This window comes from Brevibacterium sp. UCMA 11752 (genome assembly GCF_021532235.1).
GTDB lineage: Bacteria > Actinomycetota > Actinomycetes > Actinomycetales > Brevibacteriaceae > Brevibacterium > Brevibacterium antiquum.
This window is the reverse complement of the sequence record NZ_JACBOS010000003.1, coordinates 883656-906148: the sequence shown is the minus strand read 5'-3', so window position 1 is coordinate 906148 and position 22493 is coordinate 883656. Positions and strand designations below refer to the sequence as shown.

Here is a 22493-nt window from a genome sequence, read left to right as displayed (position 1 = left end):
CCACCCCCGCCGAGGTTGTCGATGCCGACTCCCACGACTGGGCACAGCATGTCTGATTTCGCCTGGGATCCTGACACCTATCTCAAAGTCATGGCCGAGGAGATCCCCGACTACCCGCGTCTGCAGCAGGAACTGGTCGCGGCCGTCGTCGAGGTCGTCCCGCAGACGATCCTCGACCTCGGGGTGGGCAGCGGACTGACGGCACGACGGGTCGCCGAGGCGCTTCCGCAGACTCATATTCTCGGCATCGACGAGAGCGAGGAGATGCTGATCGGGGCGTCTCGCGTCCTCGCCCCGGATCGCACGACGCTGGCTTACGGGCGACTTCAGGATCCGCTGCCGGAAGGCCCCTTCGATCTCGCCATGTCGACACTTGCCGTGCACCACCTCGACGGCGCGGGCAAGGCCGATCTGTTCTCGCGGATCGAACAAGTCCTTGTTCCTGGCGGCCGGTTCATTCTCGCAGATCTCGTCGTTCCACCCGATCCGGCTGATGTGATCACTCCGATCGACGGGGTCATCGACACCCCCAGTCCGCTGGCCGAACAACTCGAGTGGCTGAGCGAGGCAGGGCTGACACCTCGCGTGACCTGGCAGCATCGGGATCTTGCGGTGGTCGCCGCAGACAAGATTGGACAAAGACACCGACGGGACTGAGCACACCTCCGGTCAGTCTCCCTCGGATGACCCGCTTCCTTGACACGCTTCCAATACACTCGTATGGTGAATACAATACGAACGTATTGTGGAGTGGTTGTGTTCCGTATTCTCGAGCTCGTGGGCCTGCTTGCACCGGCGGCAGGAGTCGTTCTGCTTGTCATCTATCGACGCCGAGCCACCGTCGGCGCCGGATGGGGAATTGCTGGCTGTGTCGTGGCGCTGCTCGCGTCTGGGGTCGGTATTGCTGATACGCGCCTGGCTGCGATCGGGAGTCTTGGAGGAGCCACTTTCGTTGAGCAGCTTCACGGGTGGACACTCGGACGGTTCGGTCTGCTCACGCTCGCTGTGGCTCTGCTGCTCATCGGAGCAGCAGCGGGACGCAAGCAGACTGCTCACAGTACTTCCCACGGTGTCGGCTCAGCCAGGCCCACGGCAAGCAGAACAGTGACGATGCTGGTGATCACCGGGTTGGCACTGTCCACCATCGGCATCGTCATGCAGTTCGTGCCGATCGACCTCGGCAACGACCATGAAGGACTGACCGAGATCATCGGTTTGCTGATGGAGACGGTGGAATTCGCCCTTATAGGAGCGGGGGTGCTTGCTCTAAGTTTTGCCATCGTCACCGACAGACCGCGTTCCGATTCCCTGCCCGATCCTGACGACTGGCTCAAGCGTTCAGCTCTCGGGGTCCATCGCCTGTATCGTCAGTTCCATGAACGACGCGGATGAGCACAGCGGTCCGATCATCAGCGAGTCCGCCCAACACCTGATTGATACGATGATCGATCTCGTCTCCGAAGGAGGATTCGAGGCACTCAGCGTGCGGACAGTGGCGACTCGAACCGGGGTATCGATCGGCGCGGTACAACATCACTTCCCCACTAAGTCACAGATGCTCCTCGGTGCCATGAGGGAGATCTCACGGCGCGAAATCAAGAGATTCGAGCGGGCGACCGCCGACAAGAACCCCACCTCTCGGCGTAATGCTCTGCTCGACATGCTCTTGCCCTCGAACCCCGATGACCCGGCGGCTCGAGTCTGGCTCCAACTCTCCGCCCGAGCAAGCGTGGACCCTGCGGTCAAGGAGATAAACTCCGCCATGTGGGGCCGCCTGCGGTCCGAGCTGGCCGATGCACTGCGTCCGCAGATCGCTCAACCTGAGGAAGCGATGCTTCGGGCGACCGAACTGCTGGCATTGTGCGACGGTCTCGCAGTGGCAATCCTCGCCGAGGAAGGAGCGGTCACCTCCACAACCGCTCGCACAATCGTGGAAGGCCATATGGCAGGAATGCTGCCGTTCGCGAACTGACGCGTGGTCTGCCGTCCCTGTGAGGCCTCCGACGAGGAGGAGAATATCGCCGAGGTGGCCCGTAGAACCGAGCGTGACCTCGGTGTTAGTCTCGCGGTATGACTGCCATCGATGATCGTCTGACCTCATTCGCCCACGGCGGAGGCTGTGCCTGCAAGATCCCGCCCGGCGAGCTCGAAGAGGCGGTCAAGGGCCTGACCGGCCAGCGTGGTGCCGATGTCCTCGTCGGCCTCGACGACGGTGACGATGCCTCTGCCGTCCGGGTCCGCGACGACCTCGCGGTGCTCTCGACCGCTGACTTCTTCACCCCTGTCGTCGACGATGCCTACGACTGGGGTCGGATAGCCGCGGCGAACGCCCTGTCCGACATCTACGCGATGGGCGGGACGCCGATCACGGCGATCAACCTCGTCGGCTGGCCGCGCGAGAAGCTGCCGATGGAACTGCTCGCCGAGGTCCTTCGCGGAGGCCTCGACGTCGCCGCGCAGGCGAAGTGCCCCGTCGCCGGTGGCCATTCGATCGACGATCCCGAACCGAAGTACGGTATGGCCGTGACCGGTATCGCCCATCCCGATGAGCTCATGCGCAATGACGCCGCCGAGGCTGGCCTGCCCTTGACATTGACGAAGCCCATCGGTGTGGGCATCCTCAACAACCGACACAAGCAGACCGGCGAATACTTCGCCGAGGCCGTGGTCACAATGACCTCGCTCAACGACGAAGCGGCACGTGCGGCACTGGCCGCAGGCGTGCGCGCAGCCACCGATGTCACTGGCTTCGGACTGCTCGGCCACCTGTTCAAGATGTGCCGTGCCTCAGGCGTCGGAGCGGTCATCGATGCGGCTGCTGTCCCCCGCCTCGGCGGAGTCGATGAGTCGATCGCGGACGGGTACGTCTCCGGCGGTACTCGCCGCAACCTCGACTGGGTGCGTCCCAGTCTCACCGCCGACGACTCAGTGAGCGAGGATGACCTGCTCCTCCTCGCTGACGCACAGACCTCTGGCGGACTGCTCGTCGTCGGTGAGATTCCAGGTCAGCCGATCATCGGGGAGATCGTCGTCGGCTCGGGCGTCCACGTGCGGTGACCCGTTGGGCACCCCTCACCGTTAGCGCCATAAGCACCCTGTGCAACAGGTGGTTTAGTCACTGGCAGGGCGGGGTGCACGGGTACCTGTATGCCGTGACGGCAAGGGTAGGAGATGGGGGCTGCGGGCACGGCGCACCTTCAAATCGTGGCAGACCCCTCCACTTCTTCCGCTCAGGAGGGCGTGACGTCCTCATCGCGGAAGCGCCGGAATCCGCTGGTGAAGAGCCAATAGAAGACTCCGGTCAAAAGCGCGCCGAGGATAACCTCCCACCAGCCAAATGAGCCGTGGCCCCAGCCGATCAGGTGCATGATGTACCGGACGACGGGGACGAGTACAGTCACGACCGCAGCTTCTTTGAGGCTGCGCCGGTCACTGAGCAGTTCCTTGATTGCGTCCTTCATAGGCATCCCCCGTTACTGCACATGCTGTATTTTGCAACACACGTTGCCGAAAGTCCTGAGCATCCCTCACCGGTGATGACGCAACACACCGTTGCGCCAGGTGGTGGCGCGGCTCCGGGTCAGCGGTTCCACCCACTGACTCCGGCAGTCCGCGAAGAGCCTAAACCCCGGTCGTGATCGAGTCGCCTGTGATGCCGCGGGCGCGGCGCTCTTCGAGGCGAGCGCGCTGCGGTTCGACGACGTGGCGCGGATCCTTCGTCGATTCGATTCCAGCTTCGAGGACCCCGAATCGCGTGTACGCAGAGGCGGCCGCGAGTGCTGTACCGGACACGACCGAAAGCGCACGCAGCGCTGTTCGAGTCTTCCAACCCGCACCCTTCCCCAGCCTCTTTGCGAACGCCCTGGCCCCCACCTCGGCGGCGGCTGTTCCGATCGCGCCGGCGATGAGCAGCTTCTCCGCCCGGTGGAGCTTGTGGCCGGGTTCGCCCTCTTCGAGAGGATCCACCTCGGCGGGGTGCATGCCCTTCTTCATCCGATCCATCGTGACTGCCTCGCCGGCGGCACCGACCAGCGCGAGCAGGCGCGCCGGCCCAGTCTCCCGCACAGGAGCCAGAGCCATCGCAGTGCCTCCGGCGGCCACGGCGGCCGAGGACACGAAGACGTAGGAGAGACCGTTGCGGCCGGCGGCGTTCCAGGTGGGAACCGCGGTGTCGCCGAGGAGCGCTCCGGTGTACGCGGCCAGAGGAGTGGCGAAGAGTGCCGACTCGAGCGCCGCAGGCGTCTCGAATGCATGCAGAATTCGACGCAGCGGCCCCAGGGGAAGCCGCAGACCGGTCAGCCGGTCGACCTCGATCGCGGCCAGTACTCCCGAGCCGACTCCGAACCCGGACAGGATCCAGGTGCCCAGGCTCATCGGCGAGCTGACTTTGAACACGCGCATCATGTTGAGGAAGCGCTCGGGCCGGCCGAGGTCGGCCACAAGTGCCGCTCCCCCGACGCCGGTTGCGGTGATCGCTGTCAGTCGCGTGGCGATGCGCAGCCCTGGACGATCGCTGAACTGTGCACCAAGCCCCAGCAGCGAAGACCCTCCGGCCAAGCCGCCGAGGAACAGGTAGAGCGAGATCTCATCGCCCCATGGTGGAGCCTTGACGATCGGCCTGCCGTAATAGGAGGAGAACTCGACATCCTCGACCATCGGCATCTCACGGTTGCCGTCGGCCCCACGGTTCTTCCAACCCTGACCGCCACGGCCACCACCTGAACCACCAGGTCCACCGGAGCCGCCACGGCCACCACCGGGGCGACCGCCTCGGCGACGCTTCTTCCGTCCGCGATCGAGCTCAGGTGGGCGGTAGGAATCGTATTCGGATGTGCTCAACGCCGGCTCCCGAGGAACGCGAGTCCGGCGGCAGCGACCATGCCGAGTGCGGCCATACCCGCCTTGGCATACATCTGGGGCAGGTCCTTCGTGGGCACCCGCGGATCCGGCGGCAGGCCATAGACCTCCGGCTCGTCGAGGATGAGGAAGACAGATCCGGTTCCGCCGACGCCGTCGTTCGGGTTGGCGCCGTAGAGACGGGCCTCGGTCATGCCCTTCGCGCGGAGGTCGGCAACGCGGGTGTGGGCCTTGTCGACCATGTCCTCGTGGTCGCCGAACTTGATCGACTCTGTCGGGCAGGTCTGCGCACACGCCGGTTCCTGGCCATCGACGAGGCGGTCGTAGCAGAGCGTGCACTTGTTGGCTGTGTTCTTGTCCGGCACGTCCATATCCGCGGCCTTGCGGTCGTCGCGATCGGTGGGCGTGTTGATCGTGCCGTCGTCGCGGCGTTCGATGACGCCGAAGGGGCAGCCGGCCACGCACGTGCCGCAGCCATTGCAGACATCGTTCTGCACGACGACGGTGTCGAATTCCGTGCGGAAGAGTGCTCCGGTGGGGCACACGTCGAGACAGCCGGCGTGGGTGCAGTGCTTGCACACGTCCGAGGACATCAGCCAACGAAAATCCGCGGTGTCCGGAGGCGTCGTGTCGAGTTTGGCGATGTCCTTCGGGTCGCTCGGGCTCAGGGCTCCGGGCGCCAGCAGGTCGATGCCCATCGGCGGTGTCGACGGCAGACCGCCACCCGAGGCGCCGGCCCCGTTGGACCCGGACTCTGCGGCACCGAGGGCTCCGTCCAAAGGCTGATCACCCGCGGACTCGTTCGAACGGGGACGGATCGTCGGCATGCCGAGGTTGACGAGCTTGCGTCCGGATTCGCGGGCGGCTTCGATCCGCTCCGAGTCCTGTTCGATGAAGGCGACGTGTCGCCACGTGTTGGCGCCGAGGCTGCCCGTGTTGTCGTAGGAGGAGCCGAGGAGTTCGAACGTCCCGTCCTGCGGATTGTTGTTCCACTCCTTGCAGGCGACCTCGCAGGCCTTGCAGCCGATGCAGATCGACGTATCGGTGAAGAACCCTTTTCGCTCGTGCGCGGAGCCGTGCCAGTGCCCGTCCGCAACGGCGTCGTTCTCGACAGTCGAAGTCGACATCAGTCCTCCTCCTCGTTTCCTCTATTGTCCACGGTAGTCGTGTCAGCAGCCTCGTCCTTTCGGCCGCTGATGTCACGTGCACCCTCGCCGAGGTTGCCCTTCTGAGCGCTGTCCGCATCCTTGCCGATGTAGCCACGGTCCGGATCCCCGTCGGTCGGGTCCCCGTCGTCCGCGCGGTTCGCGCCCACGGTCTCGGTCCTGTTCTCGTCGATGGAATCGGCGGGTCGAAGATCGACACGACCCGAGCGGTCGTCGGCACTGTCGGTCGCTTCTCTTCCGAAGGTGCGCCCGGGGGTGACACCGACGGCGGAGTCGCCGCCGCGATGCGGATGCCCGCCCTTGCTGGCCGCAGAATCAGCGGCGAGCGACTCGGCGACCACCGCGTCGGAGACGGTGACGAGCTGGTTGCCCGATTCGGGACTCAGCCCGGCCTCTCGCTGATACTTCTCGACGAAGTCGACGAGTTCGGGTCCGCGCGGACGCCTGCCCGGCATGATCGTTCCGGCCACGTACTTGCTGTTCTGGATGAACACGTTGGGGTCCATCGTGACACCCAACAGGTCATTCGCAGAGTCGCCTTCGACCGTGGCATCCCCACCTACACCCCAGTGATAAGGCAGGCCGATCTGGTGGATGGTCTTCCCGCCGATCGTCAGCGGCGTCATTCGCCTGGTCACAAGCACGCGGGCCTCGATGGCTGCGCGCGGGGAGACCAGAGTGGCCCACCCATAGGGCTCCAGGCCCACCTCGGCGGCGAGCTCTGGCGAGATCTCGCAGAACATCTCGGGCTGAAGTTCTGACAGGTAGGGCAGCCACCGAGACATGCCACCGGCGGTGTGGTGCTCGGTCAGACGGTAGGTCGTGAACACGTAGGGGTAGACCTCGGAACCGGGATTGCCGGCACCTGGCGCGGACAGGTTGTCCTCACGGCGCATGACCAGGCGCGTCGGTGAGCTCTGCTGATCGTAGAGCGGGTTGGCAACCGTCGATTCCTGCGGTTCGTAGTGTGTGGGCATCGGTCCGTCGACCATGCCGCTGGGTGCGAACAGCCAGCCCTTGCCATCGGCCTGCATGATGAACGGATCATCTCCGTCAAGATTCGCAGGTCCGCCGTGGGCCTGATCCGATCGGGCCGAGGGTGCGCGATCGATCGGGAAGTCGGGCACATCCTTGCCCGTCCACTTGCCGGATTCCTCGTCCCACCAGACGAATTTCTTCCGCTCCGACCACGGGGTGCCATCCGGTGCCGCCGAGGCGCGGTTGTAGAGGATGCGGCGGTTCGCCGGCCACGCCCAGGCCCATTCGGCGGCGGTCTCGTCCTGCTCTGTGCGGGGCTTGCGCCGGGCGGCCATGTTCTGCCCGCCGGCGTAGATGCCCGCGTAGATCCAACAGCCGCCCGCGGTAGAGCCGTCGTCGGTCATCTGGTTGAAGTTGTCGAGCGGCTGCCCGTCCTTCTCTCCACCGACGTAGTAGCCGTTGATCTCGGCCAGCACCGATTCGGGGTCGACCTCGCCCTCCTCGTCGACCGGGTAGTCCCAGGTCATGTCGAGGAGCGGACGGTCGCGAGGGTCGGTCGAGTCCTTCAGCTTCTCTCGCACTCGCTGACCGAGTTCGAAGAAGAAGTCGAGTTCGCTCTGTGCGTCACCTGGCGGGTTGACGGCCTTGTGCCGCCACTGAACGAGGCGCTGCGTCTGCGTGAAGGTGCCGGCCTTCTCCGTGTGGTTGGCTGCGGGCATGAAGAACATCTCGGTCTCGATGTCCTCGGTTGTGAGCTCACCGCTGGCGATCTCCGGACCGTCCTTCCACCAGGTGGCGGACTCAATGAGCCGGAAGTCGCGGACGACCATCCACTTCAGGTGGCTCATCGCCATGCGCTGCATCCGACCGTTGGCTGATCCCACGGCCGGGTTCTGGCCCAGCAGGAAGTAACCGTCGACACCATCGTTGAGCATGCGGACCTGCGTCTGATAGGTGCCGTGGGCGCCGTTGATCTTCGGCAGATAGTCGTAGGCGAAGTTGTTCTCCTTCGTCGCCGCGTCGCCCCACCACGCCTTGAGCAGGTTGGTGGCGTAGCTGCGCCCGTTGGCCCAATAGCCCTTATGGGTCTCCGGGGTGCCCACAGCGGCGACGTAGTCGTCGAAGGTCTCGTGAACTCCTGCACTGGGCATCGGCAGGTAGCCGGGCAGCAGGTTGAACAGGGTCGGGATGTCGGTCGAGCCCTGGATCGTGGCGTGCCCGCGCAGAGCCATGATGCCGCCGCCAGGTCGGCCCATGTTGCCCAGCAGGAGCTGGAGGATCGAGGCGGTGCGAATGAACTGCGCGCCCAGGGAGTGCTGGGTCCAGCCCACCGCGTAGGCGAAGCAGGTGGTGCGTTCGCGTCCGGAGTTCTGGGTCACGGACTCGACCAGATATTCGAAGTCGGCGGGTTTGATGCCGCAGTTCTCGGCCACCATCTCGGGTGTGTACCGGGAGTAGTGACGCTTGAGAATCTGGAACACCGACCTGGGGTCGCTCAGGCTCTCATCCCTGACCGCCCGGCCTGCTTCGTCGGTCTGATACGACCAGGTCGAGTTGTCGTAGGAGTTCGTGTCTGGGTCGAATCCGGAGAAGAGACCGTCCAGGTCCTCCGTGTCCTGATAGTTCTCGCTGATGAGGTTCGTGGCGTTCGTGTACGCACGCACGTACTCGTCGAAGTGCAGACCTTCGCTCAGGACACGGTTGATGAGCGCGCCCAGCAGCACGATGTCAGAGCCGGCCCGGATCGGGACATGCTTATCGGCAATCGCGGTGGTGCGCGTGAAACGAGGATCGACGTGGATGACGCGTGCACCCCGGGCCTTGGCCTCGGTCACCCATTGGAAGCCCACTGGATGGCACTCGGCCATATTGGATCCCTGGATGATGATGCAGTCGGCATTCGCCATATCCTGGACGGGTTGTGTGGCGCCGCCTCGCCCGAACGAGGTTCCCAAACTGGGAACCGTGGCGGAGTGTCAAATACGCGCCTGGTTCTCGATCTGTATCGCCCCGGCCGCGGTGTAGAGCTTCTTCGCGAGGTAGTTCTCCTCGTTGTCGATGGTCGCCCCGCCGAGGCTGGCGATCCCCATCGTGCGCCGCAGAGGGTGGCCCTTGTCGTCGAAGTCCTCCCAGTGATTGCGGCGGGCTTCGATGAAGCGGTCGGCGACCATATCGAGGGCGGTGCCCAGATCGAGCTTCTGCCAGTCCTTGGCTCGTGGTGCTCGGTAGAGGACGTCGGTGATGCGTCCGTTGGCGTTGACCAGCTGTTCGCTGGCCGCGCCCTTGGGGCAGAGGCGTCCGCGAGAGATCGGTGAGTCCGGGTCGCCTTCGATCTGGATGACCTTGTCATCCTTGACGAAGACCTTCTGACCACAGCCGACGGCGCAGTACGGGCAGACCGACTGCACAACCTTGTCCGCGGTGGCATTGCGTGAGGTGGTCTCCCGCGTCTTCTGGGACACCACTGATTCGCCGCGCCCCGACGCATCGGAGGATCGCAGCTGCCGGATCACCGGCCACTCGAGAGGACTGAACCGAGCCATGGCTCAACCCTAGCCCTTCTCGGTGGCCGATGGTGACCAAATCGGCCACGATCATCCGCAGTGTTTCACGAGGTGAGATGCGCTGATCTCATTCGCCGAGGTGGCCCTCAGTCGGTGACCCTGTGTGCCAGGAGCACACTGTCGTCGAGTTCAGCAGGCTGACCGTCAGGTCCTTCGACCTCACGGGTGCGCAGTTCGGCGAGTTCGATCTCCCAACGGACGGGGCTGCCGCCGATGAGCAGTGCGAAATCGCCGTTCGGGGTCACAGGTTCATGATGATGACCTAGACCGTGGCCAAGTTCCTCGTCAAGGTTCTCCGCCCATGGCGGCATCTCGGCGTGGGAGATGAGCAGCAGCCGGCCATCGGGTGCGACGTGCTCGGCGACCTTTCCGACGAGCTCCTCACGGGTGTCGGGCAACCGGGTGTGGAGGAAGCAGCCGATGACAAGGTCAAAGCCGCCTCGGCGGGGGTGCTCTTCATCGGAATTCGCACCCGAGGGACCCCAGGTGGAGATGTCGGCGACCTCGAAGGATGCGGTGGCACCCTTCGCGGCGGCTGCTTCCGCGGCTCGGTCGACGGCTGTCTGCGACAGGTCGATTCCGGTGGCATCCCAGCCGTGTTCGGCCAGCCAGATGGCGTCGGCGCCCTCACCGCAGCCGACGTCGAGGACGCGGCCTGGGGTGAGGCTGCCGACCGTGGCGACGAGCGCCTCGTTGGGATTGCCCGACCAGATCGGATCGCCTCCGGCGTAACGCTCTTCCCAGGCCGCAACGGAGTCAGGGACTCCAGCATTCGCGGCCTGTTGGGGTTCGGTCACTGCTGGGGTCCGGATTCAGGGGAGACTTCGGTCGCCTCCGACTCCACTGCGGCGTCCGATCCTTCGGCTGCCTCGACGCCGGCTTCCTGCTTGGCCAGTTCCTCGCGGACCTCGTTCATGTCGAGTTCCTTGACCGCGGTGATGACCTGTTCGAGCTGAGGTGCGGCGAGCGCACCTGGCTGGGCGAAGACGACGATGCCCTCTCGGAAGGCGACGAGGGTCGGGATGGAGGAGATCGCGAAGAGTCCCGCGAGTTCCTGCTGCGCCTCGGTGTCGACCTTTCCGAAGACGACGTCCGAGTACTGTTCGGAGGCCTCTTCGTATACGGGGGCGAACTGCTTGCAGGGGCCGCACCAGTCGGCCCAGAAGTCGAGAAGAAGGATCGAGCTGTCGGTGATGGTTGACTCGAAGTTGTCTTTGGTGATTTCGATCGTAGACATTCGGGCAGTCTAAACGCCGACTATGAATACTGTCTGGACACTGTCGCAGTCTGGACAGCAACGCGGCCCCAAGACCCGTTCACGACGCGCACCAGTCGCCACGGTTCGTCGAACTCGCGTGTGGACCCGACTTCGCGAAGCTCAGTCCACGAGGTCGACAATCGGCTGATCTGCGGTGATGGCAGAGAAGACAGCATCGGCGGCTGCTGATTTCACGACACGGTTCTGATTGTCCGGTGCCGGCTGCCACGGCATGATCGCAAAGGTGATCGAGTCCTTGGGCACTGACGACACTGTCGCGGCCAGCGAGCCGAGGGAGGAGACCGAATCGAGTTCGTCATCGACGCGCAGGGAAGAGGTGACCGCGTCAAGGAAACTGTAGAGCCTGTCGGGCCTCGACAATGTGTGGGAGCTCTTCGCTCGGTCGATGATGGAGTCCATGACCATCTGCTGATTGCCCATGCGCGAGATGTCGCTGCCATCTCCGACGGCGTGACGGGTCCGCGCCAGGGCCAGGGCATCCGTGCCGCCCAGGGTCTGCTCCCCTGCGGGCAGGTCGAGATTCGCCTTGGCGTCGAACAGGGGTTCGTCGAGATCAACGGTGATCCCATCCAGTGCGTCGACGATTGTGGCGAAGCCGTCGAAGTTGACCTCGACGAAGTGGTCGACGCGAACTCCCGTGAGCTCTTCGGCCGCAGAGACCGAGCATGCAGGACCCTGGTTGAGTGCCGAATTGATCATCCCGCGCTGAGCCGGCGACGCACCGGATCCGGTGTCTTCGCAGGCAGGCATGTCCATCATCGTGTCGCGCGGAATCTGCACGGCATCGATGCGAGAGGAGTCATCGGAGACGTGGGCGAGAATCATCGCGTCACTGCGCGCACCATCGCCGGAGCCGTAATCATTCGTGTCCAGCGCCCTGGTATCGGAACCGAGGATGAGGACGTTCAGTTCATCCGTGATCTTCTCGGGCGCCTCACCGTCCCCCGTACGCAGCGCTGAGGAGGTGATGTTCCCCTTCAGGTTGTGAACAACGGCGACGATCGTGACCGGAACTCCGATGACGAGGACCGCCAGTATGGCGACGATGGTGCGGCGACGTCGGTACTTCATGGCAAGGCGGCGCTGTCGTCGTGGACCGACTTCGGAATACGGCATGAGATTTCAATTCGCGATCGGCGGTGGATTGCATACAATCCTAAACATAATTTCTCTGAACTTTCTGTCACCGATGGGCGATACATTCTGTTAGAGTTAAATTGTTCCCGTACGAAACGGTGCGGAGCGTGTGGCGCCGCGAGCGTAGGTAGATTCGCTTGGTGCCGTGCTGTTGCCTGTTGGCGCGTGTCTACCATCCGCGCCTCTCTAACTTTCTGACTTTTCAATCCAGCCGTTCTTCGGCTTCCGTCCAGCACCTTCGAGTGCCCTACCGAGACCGCACTTCCCGCTTTCACCTGAGATGAGGATTCTTCACTTCAGCACGAATCTCGGAACTTCGGTTTCTCCACAGTTTTCTGCCGGACCTGCGTTCAATGCGCAGATCATCCGACAGGAAGTCACATCTTCAGACGATCAGCAGATCGGCAATGTCGTTCAGTTCAAGTCTCTGACAATGTGAACAGCCGGGCCCTCAAAGGGTCCGACCATCCAGATCGCTTAGGCGGTCACCAGTTTAAAATAAGGATACAAAGATTATGGCTACAGGTACCGTGAAATGGTTCAACTCGGAAAAAGGTTTCGGATTCATCCAGCCTGACGATGGTTCAGCAGACGTCTTCACTCACTTCTCCGCGATCGAATCGACCGGCTACCGTGAGCTCGCCGAGGGCCAGAATGTTGAATTCGACTCGGAAATGGGCTCCAAGGGTCTTCAGGCCACAAGCGTTCGTCCCCTCTGAGACTTCCGTAACTTTCCGGTCCCGGCCGGATCGCGATTGATTCGTCAATAGCGAGCACCTGTCGGGAACGCAGTTGCACTGAGTTACACCAAAAGCGTGTGTTCGCCTTTGGAGTTTGTGTTTACACTTGCTCCGATTGCGGTCACACGCTTTTCGGCGTCCACAGGCTTTAAGCGGTGTCGACGCCAGGCGCCCGGCACTTGCCCAGCGGTCCGCTCCCGTATTCCCTCACACGCGCACGAGCTGCTTGCCCAGATTGGCACCGGTGAACAGTCCGTCCAGGGCTCCCGGCGCAGCCTCCAGTCCCTCGGCAATCGTTTCGGCGATGGCCAATTCCCCACAACCGAACATTCCGGACAGATGTGCCAGGGCCTCAGGGAATCTGTCGAGGTAGTCGAAGAAGACGAAGCCTTCCATCGTCGCTCGACGCAGACCAAGCTGCATGTAGTTGCGGATTCCGGCACTCGGCAGATCATCCTCGTATCCCGTGGCTACTGCCCCGCAGAGCACGATCCGGCCGTGGTCGGCGAGGTTGTCGATGGCGGCCTCAAGCAGCTCGCCTCCGACATTGTCGAAATAGACGTCGATGCGGTCCGGGGCCAGAGCTCTGAGCTGCTCGGTGACGTTGCCCGACAGGTAGTCGATGCACGCATCCAATCCGGCCGTCTCGCGCACCCAGTCGCATTTTTCCTGCCCGCCGGCGATCCCGATGGTGCGACACCCCACGGACCGAGCGATCTGGGCCGCAACCGAACCAGTGGCACCGGCCGCGGCAGACACCAGAACGGTATCTCCGAATGATGGTCTGCCGATCTCCGTCATTCCGAAGTAGGCCGTCAGGCCGTTCGTACCGAAGACACTGAGCATGTGGCGGGGCTCGATCCCGTCGGGAACGACGTTGACGCCGAACAGCCCCGACGCTGAGGCCGTGGCAAACGACTGCCACCCCAGCTCGCCGTACACCTTGGCACCTACCGGGAGGGTCTCATTGTCTGTTTCGATGACGGTGCCGACTCCTGCGCCCCTCATCACCTCGTCGATTCCGACTGGTGCCCGGTAGTTTGCACCGGGGTTGAGCCAACCGCGCTGAGTCGGGTCGATGCTCAGCCACTCGACGCGAACGCGCGCTTCGCCCGGCTGCAGAGGTCTCAGCTGCTCCTCCTGCATTTCGAAACACGAGGCAACCGAACCGCCTTGCGGCCTCTTCGCAAGGACGCAGCGCTGGTTGTGCGTGGGCGAGTCCGCTGACATCAGTTCTCACCCGAAACTGGTCGCCGAGCAAATGACGGCGCCAGACGCCCCAGCAGTTCGATCAGCTGCTCCTGCTCTGCGGAATCGAAGACGTCACCCAGAAGGGTGGTGGCCTTCTCCTCGGCGACCGTGACGGCATCTTGATAGAGCGCGGCGCCGACGTCGGTTACGCAGACGAGCGAGATCCTCGCATCGTGCGGGTCGGAATCCCGGGACAGATATCCGAGCTTTTCCAGCGGTGCGACCAAGCGGGCGATTCCAGATGGAGTGATTCCCATGCTCTCTGCCAATTCGACTCGCCGCAGTCGTCGACCCGGCGCAGAGCATAGGCTCTGCAGGACTGTCAGATCGTTGAGGGAGAGGCCTTGGACCTCAAGCTTTCGCCGGATCTCGGTATCGGCCCGGACAAGACGCATGCACAGCTCCAGCATGAAGCACAACCTTTCATTGTTAACTCATTGAGTACTCAACGATATGTCATGCACATGCCATTTCAAAATCTGCCTTGGGGAAGTGAGCGTGGTGATCGCCATGCGTGCAGTGAGCTGAGGGTCGTCGAGCCATCGTCGACGGCTCGCTGGGCAGATACTGTTTCGGTCATGGAAGCACAGTCGTACTACCAAAGCGGGGGTAATGCCCACACCCACCATCCACCACCGACGCCACGGGCGCTGCGCTGGCTGGTGGTCGGAGTCGTCGCCAGCATCATCCTGCTCATCGCCCTGCCCATCGTCATGATGATCGATCAGGCCGGACTCAGAGCTGCCATCGAGGAGGACACGCGAGGCAGCCTGGATCCCAAGTGGAAGGACTGGGTCCTCGTGGCGACCATCGTCTACGCAGTGGTGCTCCACCTCGTCGATGTCGCCTTGCTGCTCTGGCTGATTCCCAAAGTCCTGCGCGGACGCAATTGGGCTCGCATCACATTGACGGTCTATCTGATTCTCGCCACCTATTTCAGCCTCTACTCGGCCACCCAGGGAGCGATGTTCCTGTGGGCGGTGATCCCCACGGATATTCTGCACGTCCTCATGATCGGTCTCCTCTGGATACCTACCTCCGTACGTCGGTACTTCCAACTCCAGCGATCCACGGCTCACCAGCTGTGACGCCGCCGAATCAACGAGGTGAATGCAGCTTCTTCGGTTGCTACGGTGAGACAGCCGTCCTACCCAGGGAAGGGATTTCTCGTGCCCAAGCTCATCGATCATGAGAGTCGGCGCGAAGAGATCGCCGCAGCAGCATGGCGGGTCATCGTTCGAGACGGGGTCGCCGGAGCATCCGTGCGCACAGTAGCGGCAGAGGCCGGGCTGTCCGTCGGGTCACTCCGGCACGTCTTCGCAAGCCAGTCCCAGCTCCTCGCCTTCGCCATGAGACTGGTCATCGACAGGGCCGGCGAGCGCGTGCGGGCACTTCCGCGGGCGCAGACTCCTCTGAAGTCGGCCGAGGCCATCGCTGGAGAGCTGCTTCCTCTGGACGAGGATCGACGCCTCGAGATGGAGGTCTACCTCGCTCTCTTCTCCGCGTCGGGGTCCGATCCGAACCTCCAGGAGACGAAGCAGGATGCCTGGAAGCGCGTACGCACAACATGCCGCATCATCATCGACCAGGCGGTGGGAGCGGATGCCAATGACCCGGCCGCGAATCCTGGCCCGGCTGATCACACGGACCGAACCGTGCGAATCGAGACCGAGGTGATTCTGCTTCACGCCGTCATCGACGGCCTGGCATCCCACCTGGTGTGGCAGCCCGCTGAACTGAAACCGCACGATGCCCGACGAGCCCTCATCGAGCATCTCCATCAGATGCAGGCGCGGCTCTCCGAGAGTAGCGTTGGAATCCCTGAGGTCCCACACAGAACAGGTGATGCCACGATGACTCAGCCGACTGCCCTGCAACCCACCGCCGTCGTCTTCGACCTGGGCAACGTCCTCATAGGCTGGGATCAGACCGGGCCTCTTGCCGACCGGATGACCCTGGACGAGTGGTATGACTTTGCCGCCGAGGCGGACTTCGGCATGCTGAATACGCTGGCTGATCGCGGCGTGCCGATCACTGAGGTGATCGCACAGGCGGCCGAATCCGATACGCGTCACGGCGAAATCGTCGCCGCCTACTATGACCGCTTCGACCTGTCCCTGACAGGACCGGTTCAGGGAATGGCCGAACTCGTCGCCGAGCTCAAGGCCTCGGACGTCAGGCTGCTGGGTCTCTCCAACTGGTCGGCAGAGACCTTCCACCATGCGCCGAAGGTCGCACCGGCCATCAATGAGCTCGAAGATATCGTGGTGTCGGGACGGGAGAAGCTGATCAAACCCGACCCTGAGATCTTCCACCTCTTGAGCCGACGCTTCGACCTTGTCCCCGAACAGACAGTCTTCGTCGATGACCTGCCGGCGAACATCGCCGCCGCCGAACAGCTCGGCTTCATCGGCCTGCTCTTCACCGATGCCCGGCAGCTGCGAGACGACCTCACAGGCCTTGGACTCCTCGCCTCTCCTGCTACCGTTGAAAACTGAGGACGGGTCGTTCCCGTTCACACTCGAACTCGAGGAGAAGTGATGACGAGCACCGATTTCCTGGGCACCATCGATTCTCAGCTGGATTGGCAGCGTGGCCTCTACAAGGACTTCCACCGCCAGCCCGAACTCGGCCTCGAGGAGCACAAGACTTCTGAGCGAATCGAATCCGAGCTCAAGGACCTGGGCTTGGAGGTCCAACGCATCTCGAAGACCGGCCTCGTCACTGTCATCGAGAACGGTCAGGGCCCTACGGTCCTCGCCCGGGCCGACATCGACGCCCTCCCAGTGAGCGAGGACACCGGCTTGGTCTACTCCTCCACAATCGATGGAGTCATGCACGCCTGCGGACACGATATGCACATCACCGCACTGCTGGGCGCAGTCCGTCTGCTGAATGAGAACCTCGACGCCTGGTCAGGCACCTATATCGCGCTGTTCCAGCCCTCGGAAGAGGATGCTGCCGGAGCCAAAGCCATGCTCGACGACGGCCTCACCTCGAAGATCCCCAAACCCGACGTCGCCTACGCTCAGCACGTCATGCCGATGCCCACGGGAACGATCAACACAAAGGCCGGCCCAGTGCTCTCAGCTGGAGATTCCGTGAAGATCACCGTGCACGGTCGCGGAGCCCACGGATCGATGCCGCACCTGTCTGTGGACCCCGTGGTCCTCGCCGCCACGATCGTTCTGCGCCTGCAGACCATCGTCTCCCGTGAGGTCGAACCCGGTGAGTTCGCCGTCGTCACGGTCGGCGCCTCGAACTCGGGATCCAAGTCCAACATCATCCCTGACCGAGCGGAGCTTCTGCTCAACCTGCGCACCTATGACATGGGTGTTCGCGACCGCGTCATCGCCTCGATCGAACGCATCGTCAAGGGCGAGTGCCAAGCCGCAGGATCCCAGAAGGAACCGACCTTCGAGTACTACGACCAGTTCCCGCTGACCGACAACGATGAAGACGCGAACGAGGCAGTCACCAAGGCATTCGAAGACTACTTCGATGACGGGGTCGTCCAGCCGGCCGAACCCGCCACAGCCTCGGAGGACTTCAGCGAGATCCCGGATGCCTTCGAGATTCCCTACACATACTGGATGATCGGATCCAGCGATGCGGATAAGTACAAGAAGGCAGCCGGGGCGGGTACCGTGAACACGGACATCCCGGCCAACCACTCACCGCAGTTCGCCCCCGTCATCGATCCGACGCTCGAAATCGCCACGAAGGCACAGGTCGTCGCGGCACTGTCACAGCTGGGCAAGTAAGGAACTGCCACCCTCAGCAGATGGCGGCCTCGGACGGATCTGGTTCGTTTCGGCAGGCTCAACCTTGCCATGGTCGGAACCACTCAGGAAGGCAGGAAGTCTCCGGTTGCGACTTTACGCAACTTTGGAATAGCTATTCGATAACCGACGGCGGCGGCCGACTGCGCGTCACCGTTCCAGCGCAACAGGAGCGCGTCTGGATTGGCCTTCTGTCCGCGAGCGACGACTTCAGGTTCGCCATGAATGGGGAAGTCGCCGGAGACGCGGATGGTGAGTCCGAACTGTTCGGTCCAAAAGTACGATTGAAAGTTCAGCGGTGGGGCTTCATCACCGACGAGTAGAGCAAGGCTTGCGGTTTTCGCCTGTTCAATCGCGGCTGTCCACAGAGGCTGTCGTTCGTGACCGTCTGCGGTCGGCAGCCACGCGATATCACCGGCTGCCACTATGTGCTCATTCACTCGCCCACGAGTGTCCACTTTGAGGCGCCCATCGGTCAGCAAGCCGGAGTCGGCAAGCCAATCCCCTTCGGGAGCGTCACCGATCGTAGAGACGATGACATCCCCACCGACCTCCTGTCCGCCTTCGAGGCAAACCGTGATTGGTCCGTCAGCAGAATCGGGAGCGTACACCTCGGCGACTCGTCCATCGATGAGCTCGACACCCTGAGCACGGGCGGCCTCGGTGCACCAGCCGCCCAAATAGGGGCCAAGATGGCTGGCCATAGGGAGTCCTCGGTGCACCAGCGTTACGGCACAGCCGATATTCCGGGCCCCGGAGGCGATCTCCATTCCGAGCGGGCCCCCGCCCAGAATCACCACATTCGGTTGGTCTTGCAGGCGCGTTCGCAGTCGGAGCGCATCATCAAGGCTGCGAACCGCGAATTCGCGGGGATGATCGGTGAATCGCTTGGCAGTGGAGCCGCTGGCGATGACGAGTCCGTCGAAATCGATGTACTCACCGTTGTCGAGCGTGATCGTGTTCCGCTTCAGATCCAGTGCCACAGCACGTCTGCCCAGGAGCACTTTCGCGCCGTGGTCGGACGCCGGCAGATACTGCGGTTCGACAGTGCTGACGTCGGCCAGCATGGCCTTGGACAGAGCGGGCCGCGAATAGGGCTCATGCGGCTCCCCGCCAACGATGGTCAGCCGGCCCTGATACCCGTGAGAGCGGAGGGTATCTGCCGCTGTCATCCCCGCGATGCCGTAGCCGACGATCACGATGTTGTCATAATTGCGGTCCACGTGCGTTCCCTTCTGCTCGGTCCCGCGAGTATCAGTGCGTGCTTCTCATTTGAGCGACAGTGCAGTCACTGGGCAGATGCGAACTGCCTCTTGAGCATGGTGTTCCTCATTGGATCCGGCCTCGACCTCTGCGATGTCGATGACCAGTTCGCCTTCGTCATCGAGGTGGACCAGATCAGGGGCTACTTCTTCACAGAGTCCATGACCTTCACAGCGTGGTTGGTCGAGTTCAATGCGCATTTCTACCTCCGAAGAATCGAGTATCGGTGCCCAGTTTCGGTTCATACCGGCCGCACCAGTTCCAGTGTCATGGCAAACGGCCATGAGTTCCATTTGGATGCTCTCATGCCGTGTATTCGCGTTAAGAATACACCGAGGCCATGGGTGATTCATCGGCGCCGGATCGGCAGACTCGTTCCTTGGTGATGCCTTCTCAGTCAGTCACGGATCGCACCATGCGTGCAGGTGTTCCGGCTACGACGGTTCCTCCACGCACGTCTTTTGTCACGACCGAGGCCGCCGCCACCACGGCGTTGTCGCCGATGGTCACGCCGGGCAGAACGGTCACATTCGAACCGATCCACACATTGCGGCCGATGATGATGTGGCCAGGATGCATGTCCCCGCGACGCTCCGGGTTGATGTCGTGATTGAGGGTCGCAAGAACAGTGTTGTGGCCGATGAGGCTGTCGTCTCCGATCCTGATGCCGCCCTGGTCCTGGAAGCTGCATCCGGAATTGATGAAGACCCGTCGACCAAGCGTCGTATTCTTTCCGAAGTCGGTGTTGAATGGCGGGAACATCGTGACGGTCTTGTCCACTGGTTTTCCGAGCAGTGAGGCCAACAGCCGCCGAACTTCATCGGGCTCGTGGTATGTACCGTTGAGTTCGGCGGTGATGCGCAGCGCCTCTTGGCTGGTGCGGTGCATGACCTCGTGCAGCGGTGAGTCGCTGACGATGGTTTCACCGTTGTTGAGAGCTTTGACCAGATCCTTGAGTTCCATACCAACTATCCTTTCGCGTTTCTCACTTTCCTGCACTCTGGGCCGGAAACACGCTCACATAGTGAGCAGAACCTTGATCGCCTCACGTCTGTCCATGGCGGAATAGGCCTCGGGGGTACGGTCGAGCGACATCGTCTGGTCGAAGACTTTGCCCGGTTCGATGGTGCTCTTCAGGCCGCCTCGGAGTTCTTCCCGCGTGAGAACTCGTCCTTCATCGCCGTCAACGTCCTGTGGATGTTCAGTCTCTGGAAGTCTGCGAAGGGTCTGCCGCTGGTGAGTACGCGGTCGATGATCGCCGCGACCCAGTCGGGCCAGGCCGTGCGGTCGTCGGTCCAGGTCTCGGTGACTCGTGTGCGCCCGTCGATGTCCTCGAACTCATAGATCCAGGTGGCGATGCCGGCACGAAGCTTCGGTGAGCCGGCACCGATCTTGCGCACCTTGAAGGCGAACCGTTCACCCGGATCCGAGGCTGTGACGACGCATTCGGTGACCCACCCCGCCCGACCCCGATGATTGCTGCCTTCGAAGACTTCGCCGACCTGCAGCGGCCGGGAGTCTGCCGGCGTGTGTGCTCCCGTGTTCTCGGGACTCCACCGCGACATCTGCGTCGGATCAGCCACCTGTTCCCACAGGGTGAGTGCGTCGACGTCGATGATCATAGCGTCGCTGACCTGCATGGTGCGCGTCATCCGATTCCCTTCCTCGCTTACGTCCACCCTAGTGGAGTGGGTGCGGAGTATTCTGACGTCCATGCCACCGAACGCGACTCCTCGACTGAGATTCCGTGAGATGTCGACGGATGATCTCGAGGAAATGGCGAGCCTCCTCGGCGATCCCCGGGTCATGGAGCACTACCCACATCCGAAGGACCGTGAGGAAGCGGCCGAGTGGATCGACCGGAACCAGCGCCGCTATGCCACGGACGGATTCGGACTCTGGATCATCGAAACACATGATGGCGAATTTCTCGGAGACTGCGGCCTCACCTGGCAGAAGCTCCACAGCTCGGTTGAGCTGGAGGTCGGATACCACGTGAAGACCTCGGCTCAGAATCTCGGATTTGCCACCGAGGCGGCCGCCGCCTGCCGCGATTTCGCCGATAATCATGCCCTGACGTCCCGATTGGTCTCGATCATCCACCGGGACAATCGGCCCTCGAAGCGTGTGGCGGCGAAGATCGGCATGCACCTTGATCACACGCTGAGGCATTCGTCGCAGGTCCACCTCGTCTACGCGATTGACCTCTGAGTCAGGAAGGTACGTCGACATGCCCATGAGCCTGCCGCGATAGCCTGGATCCAAGAGCGTGAAGGTCAATCGGGACGAGGTCATTGCGTACCGCCTTGAGGCGCAGAACCTGAATCGGCGCCTGACTGAGCAGTCCCTGGTCACCGCCACCGGTGTCTGTGGAGTGCAGAACAGCCCACCCGGATCGGCTCTGCTCGCCCTCAACGCCCGGGTTGAAGGTGTCACTTCGGAAGCGGTCAATACTGCGAGCTCCGATGACAAGGCCCTGCTGCAGAGTTGGTGCATGCGCGGTGCACCCTTCTGCCTTCCGACAAACGATCTTTCCATTTTCACAACCGGAGTCCTCCCACCCACAGAGACTGGACAGCGCCACTTGATCCTCGGAATCGAGGCATCGCTCGACAAGCTGGAGATGTTCCTCGCCGAGGTTGTCGACCGGACACGGGACACGATCGGATCCGTGCTCTCCGGTCGCAGACTCACCGTCAACGAATTGGGAACGGAGATCGCCGAGCGGATCGCTCACGAGTTGCCGGAGAACAAGCGCGCCCGCTGGGAGCGTGAGGGGCCGTATGCCAAGGGGCAGCGTCTGGGAGAAGGCGTCGTTCATTTCTGCCTGCGCATCCTCACTTTGGAGAAAATCATCTGTTTCGCCCCACGTGACGGGAGCAAGGCACCGTTCGTGCTGCTCGATGAATGGCTGGACACTGAAAGGCCGGAGATGGCCCCAGAGGACGCCCGAGCCGAGCTTCTCCGTCGCTACCTGCACGCCTACGGGCCGTCCACCCGTGGGGACTTCGCCTCGTGGATCGGAGTGCGTTCACGGGAAGGTGAGTCGTGGTGGAACCTGCTCGAGGATGAGTTGACCGAGGTCGACTTCGGTCGGCGAACCTGGGTCCTGACCGAAGACCTCGATGCGCTGCAGTCACCGCCCACACCCACGGGCGTGCGGCTGCTGCCACCGCGCGATCCCTATGTTCAGGGACGCGACCGGGAGACCATCATCGACAAGCAGTTCCATAGCGATGTATTCAAGACCGTCGGTGAGCCCGGGACCGTTCTTGTCGACGGCCGGATCATTGGCACATGGCGAGCGCGCAAGAAGGGGAAGAACCTCAGCGTGTCCGTCACCGCATTCGGCCGGCTGTCGGCTCACACGAAGAAGTCGGTGGAAGCCGAGGCGAAGAAGGTGGCGAGTCTGCGCGGCGCCGCAGCGGTTGAGGTCGACGTCGACTCCGATTGATCGAGAGGTTGGGGCTGGACGT

At 62.8% G+C, this 22493-nt stretch carries 22 protein-coding genes and 1 pseudogene; 10 read left to right on the top strand and 13 right to left on the bottom strand.

Features of this window, described 5'->3' with window-relative positions:
- Positions 1–48 precede the first annotated feature (48 nt).
- The 4 genes from HU144_RS04105 (at position 49) to selD (ending at position 3057) form a co-directional block, all read left to right on the top strand.
- Positions 49–657: a class I SAM-dependent methyltransferase gene (locus HU144_RS04105; protein WP_235350247.1), complete on the top strand. Its 609-nt coding sequence runs from the start codon at positions 49–51 to the stop codon at positions 655–657.
- Between the two features lie 99 nt (positions 658–756).
- Entirely contained in the window at positions 757–1392 is a 636-nt protein-coding gene (locus tag HU144_RS04100) for a hypothetical protein (protein WP_235350246.1), read from the top strand.
- On the top strand, positions 1376–1972 hold the full coding sequence (locus HU144_RS04095) for a TetR/AcrR family transcriptional regulator (RefSeq protein ID WP_235350245.1): 597 nt from the start codon (positions 1376–1378) through the stop codon (positions 1970–1972). The genes HU144_RS04100 and HU144_RS04095 overlap by 17 nt, the downstream gene beginning before the upstream one ends.
- A 98-nt stretch (positions 1973–2070) precedes the next feature.
- Positions 2071–3057, top strand: a complete 987-nt coding sequence (gene selD, locus HU144_RS04090; protein ID WP_235350244.1) for a selenide, water dikinase SelD — start codon at positions 2071–2073, stop codon at positions 3055–3057.
- Positions 3058–3230: 173 nt separating this feature from the next.
- On the opposite strand, the gene HU144_RS04085 is transcribed toward selD, so the two are convergent.
- The 7 genes and pseudogenes from HU144_RS04085 to HU144_RS04055 all read right to left on the bottom strand — a co-directional run bounded on the left by HU144_RS04085 (position 3231) and on the right by HU144_RS04055 (position 11960).
- Positions 3231–3461 (bottom strand): hypothetical protein, encoded by a 231-nt coding sequence (locus HU144_RS04085; RefSeq protein WP_096157816.1) that lies wholly within the window; start codon positions 3459–3461, stop codon positions 3231–3233.
- A 160-nt stretch (positions 3462–3621) separates the two neighbouring features.
- Positions 3622–4839: an NrfD/PsrC family molybdoenzyme membrane anchor subunit gene (gene nrfD / locus HU144_RS04080; protein ID WP_101557586.1), complete on the bottom strand. Its 1218-nt coding sequence runs from the start codon at positions 4837–4839 to the stop codon at positions 3622–3624.
- Entirely contained in the window at positions 4836–5984 is a 1149-nt protein-coding gene (locus HU144_RS04075; RefSeq protein ID WP_096161530.1) for a 4Fe-4S dicluster domain-containing protein, read from the bottom strand. The genes nrfD and HU144_RS04075 overlap by 4 nt, the downstream gene beginning before the upstream one ends.
- A 392-nt stretch (positions 5985–6376) precedes the next feature.
- A pseudogene (fdnG, locus tag HU144_RS04070) lies at positions 6377–9544 on the bottom strand (formate dehydrogenase-N subunit alpha); the annotation flags it as partial.
- A 107-nt stretch (positions 9545–9651) separates the two neighbouring features.
- Positions 9652–10362, bottom strand: coding sequence for a class I SAM-dependent methyltransferase (locus tag HU144_RS04065; protein WP_096146153.1), 711 nt, complete (start codon positions 10360–10362; stop codon positions 9652–9654).
- Positions 10359–10802 (bottom strand): thioredoxin family protein, encoded by a 444-nt coding sequence (locus tag HU144_RS04060; protein WP_135447348.1) that lies wholly within the window; start codon positions 10800–10802, stop codon positions 10359–10361. Before HU144_RS04060 ends, HU144_RS04065 begins: the two co-directional genes overlap by 4 nt.
- Positions 10803–10943: 141 nt before the next feature.
- Positions 10944–11960, bottom strand: coding sequence for an LCP family protein (locus tag HU144_RS04055; RefSeq protein WP_235350243.1), 1017 nt, complete (start codon positions 11958–11960; stop codon positions 10944–10946).
- A gap of 536 nt (positions 11961–12496) precedes the next feature.
- Between HU144_RS04055 and HU144_RS04050 the strand changes: the two genes are divergently transcribed.
- Positions 12497–12700 carry a cold-shock protein gene (locus HU144_RS04050; RefSeq protein ID WP_009882802.1) on the top strand — a complete coding sequence of 68 codons (204 nt, stop codon included), beginning with the start codon at positions 12497–12499 and terminating at the stop codon, positions 12698–12700.
- A 228-nt stretch (positions 12701–12928) separates the two neighbouring features.
- Here the strand turns inward: HU144_RS04050 and HU144_RS04045 are convergent, their stop codons facing one another.
- Both HU144_RS04045 and HU144_RS04040 read right to left on the bottom strand, forming a co-directional pair.
- Positions 12929–13951, bottom strand: a complete 1023-nt coding sequence (locus HU144_RS04045; RefSeq protein WP_268825801.1) for an NADP-dependent oxidoreductase — start codon at positions 13949–13951, stop codon at positions 12929–12931.
- Positions 13951–14382, bottom strand: coding sequence for a MarR family winged helix-turn-helix transcriptional regulator (locus HU144_RS04040; RefSeq protein ID WP_235350241.1), 432 nt, complete (start codon positions 14380–14382; stop codon positions 13951–13953). Before HU144_RS04040 ends, HU144_RS04045 begins: the two co-directional genes overlap by 1 nt.
- A gap of 168 nt (positions 14383–14550) precedes the next feature.
- Here HU144_RS04040 and HU144_RS04035 point away from each other — a divergent pair, with 168 nt between their 5' ends.
- From HU144_RS04035 to HU144_RS04025, 3 genes are all read left to right on the top strand, one after another.
- Positions 14551–15060, top strand: a complete 510-nt coding sequence (locus HU144_RS04035; protein ID WP_235350240.1) for a hypothetical protein — start codon at positions 14551–14553, stop codon at positions 15058–15060.
- Between the two features lie 81 nt (positions 15061–15141).
- Positions 15142–16470 (top strand): HAD-IA family hydrolase, encoded by a 1329-nt coding sequence (locus HU144_RS04030; RefSeq protein WP_235350239.1) that lies wholly within the window; start codon positions 15142–15144, stop codon positions 16468–16470.
- A 42-nt stretch (positions 16471–16512) separates the two neighbouring features.
- Positions 16513–17736, top strand: a complete 1224-nt coding sequence (locus HU144_RS04025; RefSeq protein WP_235350238.1) for an amidohydrolase — start codon at positions 16513–16515, stop codon at positions 17734–17736.
- 83 nt (positions 17737–17819) lie between these two features.
- Here the strand turns inward: HU144_RS04025 and HU144_RS04020 are convergent, their stop codons facing one another.
- From HU144_RS04020 to HU144_RS04000, 4 genes are all read right to left on the bottom strand, one after another.
- Entirely contained in the window at positions 17820–18977 is a 1158-nt protein-coding gene (locus HU144_RS04020; RefSeq protein ID WP_235350237.1) for an NAD(P)/FAD-dependent oxidoreductase, read from the bottom strand.
- Positions 18978–19022: 45 nt separating this feature from the next.
- Positions 19023–19217 (bottom strand): ferredoxin, encoded by a 195-nt coding sequence (locus HU144_RS04015; protein WP_193079018.1) that lies wholly within the window; start codon positions 19215–19217, stop codon positions 19023–19025.
- 193 nt (positions 19218–19410) lie between these two features.
- Positions 19411–19980, bottom strand: a complete 570-nt coding sequence (locus HU144_RS04010; RefSeq protein ID WP_235350236.1) for a DapH/DapD/GlmU-related protein — start codon at positions 19978–19980, stop codon at positions 19411–19413.
- A gap of 170 nt (positions 19981–20150) precedes the next feature.
- A complete protein-coding gene (locus HU144_RS04000; protein WP_235350235.1) occupies positions 20151–20669 on the bottom strand; it encodes an SRPBCC family protein in 519 nt (172 codons plus the stop codon).
- A gap of 61 nt (positions 20670–20730) precedes the next feature.
- Between HU144_RS04000 and HU144_RS03995 the strand changes: the two genes are divergently transcribed.
- Together HU144_RS03995 and HU144_RS03990 are read left to right on the top strand one after the other, a co-directional pair.
- Entirely contained in the window at positions 20731–21228 is a 498-nt protein-coding gene (locus HU144_RS03995; RefSeq protein WP_235350234.1) for a GNAT family N-acetyltransferase, read from the top strand.
- A gap of 58 nt (positions 21229–21286) precedes the next feature.
- Entirely contained in the window at positions 21287–22471 is a 1185-nt protein-coding gene (locus HU144_RS03990) for a winged helix DNA-binding domain-containing protein (protein WP_235350233.1), read from the top strand.
- Positions 22472–22493: the final 22 nt, after the last annotated feature.

Excerpts from the sequence above, each read along its gene's own strand:
- selD (WP_235350244.1), top strand. The coding sequence starts at position 2,071 with ATGACTGCCATCGATGATCGTCTGACCTCATTCGCCCACGGCGGAGGC.
- HU144_RS04035 (WP_235350240.1), top strand. The coding sequence starts at position 14,551 with ATGGAAGCACAGTCGTACTACCAAAGCGGGGGTAATGCCCACACCCAC.
- HU144_RS04060 (WP_135447348.1), bottom strand. The coding sequence starts at position 10,802 with ATGTCTACGATCGAAATCACCAAAGACAACTTCGAGTCAACCATCACC.
- HU144_RS04055 (WP_235350243.1), bottom strand. The coding sequence starts at position 11,960 with ATGCCGTATTCCGAAGTCGGTCCACGACGACAGCGCCGCCTTGCCATG.
- HU144_RS04000 (WP_235350235.1), bottom strand. The coding sequence starts at position 20,669 with ATGACGCGCACCATGCAGGTCAGCGACGCTATGATCATCGACGTCGAC.
- HU144_RS04105 (WP_235350247.1), top strand. The coding sequence starts at position 49 with ATGTCTGATTTCGCCTGGGATCCTGACACCTATCTCAAAGTCATGGCC.
- HU144_RS04095 (WP_235350245.1), top strand. The coding sequence starts at position 1,376 with ATGAACGACGCGGATGAGCACAGCGGTCCGATCATCAGCGAGTCCGCC.
- HU144_RS04025 (WP_235350238.1), top strand. The coding sequence starts at position 16,513 with ATGACGAGCACCGATTTCCTGGGCACCATCGATTCTCAGCTGGATTGG.
- HU144_RS04050 (WP_009882802.1), top strand. The coding sequence starts at position 12,497 with ATGGCTACAGGTACCGTGAAATGGTTCAACTCGGAAAAAGGTTTCGGA.
- HU144_RS04010 (WP_235350236.1), bottom strand. The coding sequence starts at position 19,980 with ATGGAACTCAAGGATCTGGTCAAAGCTCTCAACAACGGTGAAACCATC.
- HU144_RS03995 (WP_235350234.1), top strand. The coding sequence starts at position 20,731 with ATGCCACCGAACGCGACTCCTCGACTGAGATTCCGTGAGATGTCGACG.
- HU144_RS04040 (WP_235350241.1), bottom strand. The coding sequence starts at position 14,382 with ATGCTGGAGCTGTGCATGCGTCTTGTCCGGGCCGATACCGAGATCCGG.
- HU144_RS04075 (WP_096161530.1), bottom strand. The coding sequence starts at position 5,984 with ATGTCGACTTCGACTGTCGAGAACGACGCCGTTGCGGACGGGCACTGG.
- HU144_RS04045 (WP_268825801.1), bottom strand. The coding sequence starts at position 13,951 with ATGTCAGCGGACTCGCCCACGCACAACCAGCGCTGCGTCCTTGCGAAG.
- HU144_RS04015 (WP_193079018.1), bottom strand. The coding sequence starts at position 19,217 with ATGCGCATTGAACTCGACCAACCACGCTGTGAAGGTCATGGACTCTGT.
- HU144_RS04085 (WP_096157816.1), bottom strand. The coding sequence starts at position 3,461 with ATGAAGGACGCAATCAAGGAACTGCTCAGTGACCGGCGCAGCCTCAAA.